Below are 1766 nucleotides of genomic sequence, written 5' to 3'. Positions count from 1 at the left end.
ACCCAGGGTGTATCTTTCCTAGAAATATTCTGATATTCCTATATTTAGTTCTACGAGGGTTCCTCCTGAACGGGAAGGAGCACCATGCGAACGGGTGTCTGGTTGGTGGGTGCGCGCGGTTCCGTCGCGACCACCAGCATCGTCGGAGGGCTCGCGCTGCGGGCCGGCCTGGCCGGGCCGACCGGCTGCGTCACCGAGCTGCCGGAGCTACGCGGCCCCGCCCTGCCGTCCTTCGCCGATCTGGTCTTCGGCGGCCACGACCTGGCCACCACCCCGCTGTGCAAGCGGGCCGAGGCGTTGGCCGACAGCGGCGTCATCCCCGGTCGGCTGGTCGCCGCGCTCCCCGACGAGCTGACCGCCGTCGAGCAGGAGCTGCGCCCCGCGCCGGTCGGAGCCACCCAGGCCGACCGGGCCGCCGCCGTGGTCCGCGACCTCACCGCCTTCCGGGAGCGGCACGCGCTGGACCGGGTGGTGGTCGTCAACGTCTCCGCCACCGAACCGGCACCCGCACCGCACCCCGGGCACGCCGACCCGGACGCGCTGCGCGCCGCCCTCGCCGGTCCCGACGAGGTGCTGCCGTCCAGCTCCCTGTACGCGTACGCGGCGCTGCTGGCCGGCTGCCCGTACGTCGACTTCACCCCGTCCACCGGGCTGCGGCTGCCGGCGCTGACCGCGCTGGCCGAGCAGGTCCGGCTGCCGTACGCCGGGCACGACGGCAAGACCGGGGAGACCCTGGTCAAGTCGGTGCTCGCGCCGATGTTCGCGATGCGGAACCTGGCCGTGCGCTCCTGGTCCGGGGTCAACCTGCTCGGCGGCGGCGACGGCGCCACCCTCGCCGACCCGGCCGCCAACGCGGCCAAGGTGCAGAGCAAGCAGCGGGTGCTGGGCGAGACGCTGGGCTACCTGCCCCAGGGCGGCACCCGGATTGAGTACGTCGAGGAGCTGGGCGACTTCAAGACCGCCTGGGATCTGATCACCTTCGCCGGCTTCCTCGGCACCGGGATGCGGATGGAGTTCACCTGGCACGGCTGCGACTCCGCGCTGGCCGCGCCGCTGGTGCTCGACCTGGCCCGGCTCACCGCCGCCGCGCACGCCGCCGGGCACGTCGGGCCGCTGACCGAGCTGGGCTTCTTCTTCAAGGACCCGCTCGGCTCGCCCACCCACTCGCTGGGCGAGCAGTGGGCCCGGCTGGGGGACTTCACCCGTGCGCTGCACGCCGGCCTGGACGGTGCCTCATGACAACGTTGGCTGACCTCGCCGAGCTGGTCCGGGCGCCGGCCGCGCTCTCGGTCCCCGGCGACGTGGTCGCCGGGGCGGCGGCGGCCGGCGCGCTGAATCGGCGTACCCCGGCCCTGGCCGGCGCCTCGGTGCTGCTCTACTGGGCCGGGATGGCGGCCAACGACTGGGCCGACCGGCGGCTGGACGCCGTCGAGCGGCCCGAGCGGCCCATCCCCAGCGGCCGCGTCGCCCCGGCCGCCGCGTTCGGTCTCGCGGCCGGCCTCACCGCCGCCGTGCTGCCGCTGGCCGACACCGGGCACCGCGCCGCCGCGCTGATCGGGTTCCTGGTCTCGGCGGCCCTGTCCGCGGCCGGCCTGCGCCGGCTCCCCGGCCGGACACGGCCATCGGCCCGGCTCCGGCTGCGTCACCTGATCGAGGCGACCGGCCCGGCCGTGGGGCTGGCCCTCGCCGCCTGGCTGCTGCTGCCCCGCGATGTCCTGCCGGCGCCCACCCGGCTGGTCGCGGCGCTGGGGCTCGGCGGGCTGGGC

General features: G+C 75.3%; 2 protein-coding genes. Both read left to right on the top strand.

What is annotated here, in order from left to right:
• Nucleotides 1–84 precede the first annotated feature (84 nt).
• Nucleotides 85–1239 (top strand): inositol-3-phosphate synthase, encoded by a 1155-nt coding sequence (locus EAD98_RS29270; RefSeq protein WP_121657189.1) that lies wholly within the window; start codon nt 85–87, stop codon nt 1237–1239.
• On the top strand, nt 1236–1766 hold a 531-nt coding region (locus tag EAD98_RS31725; protein WP_233584022.1), incomplete at its 3' end, for a UbiA family prenyltransferase. The genes EAD98_RS29270 and EAD98_RS31725, both read left to right, overlap by 4 nt.

The sequence above is a fragment of the Micromonospora sp. CV4 genome, assembly GCF_003667455.1.
GTDB lineage: Bacteria > Actinomycetota > Actinomycetes > Mycobacteriales > Micromonosporaceae > Micromonospora.
The sequence above is the reverse complement of the archived record's forward strand: the minus strand, read 5'-3'. Positions and strand labels throughout refer to the sequence as shown.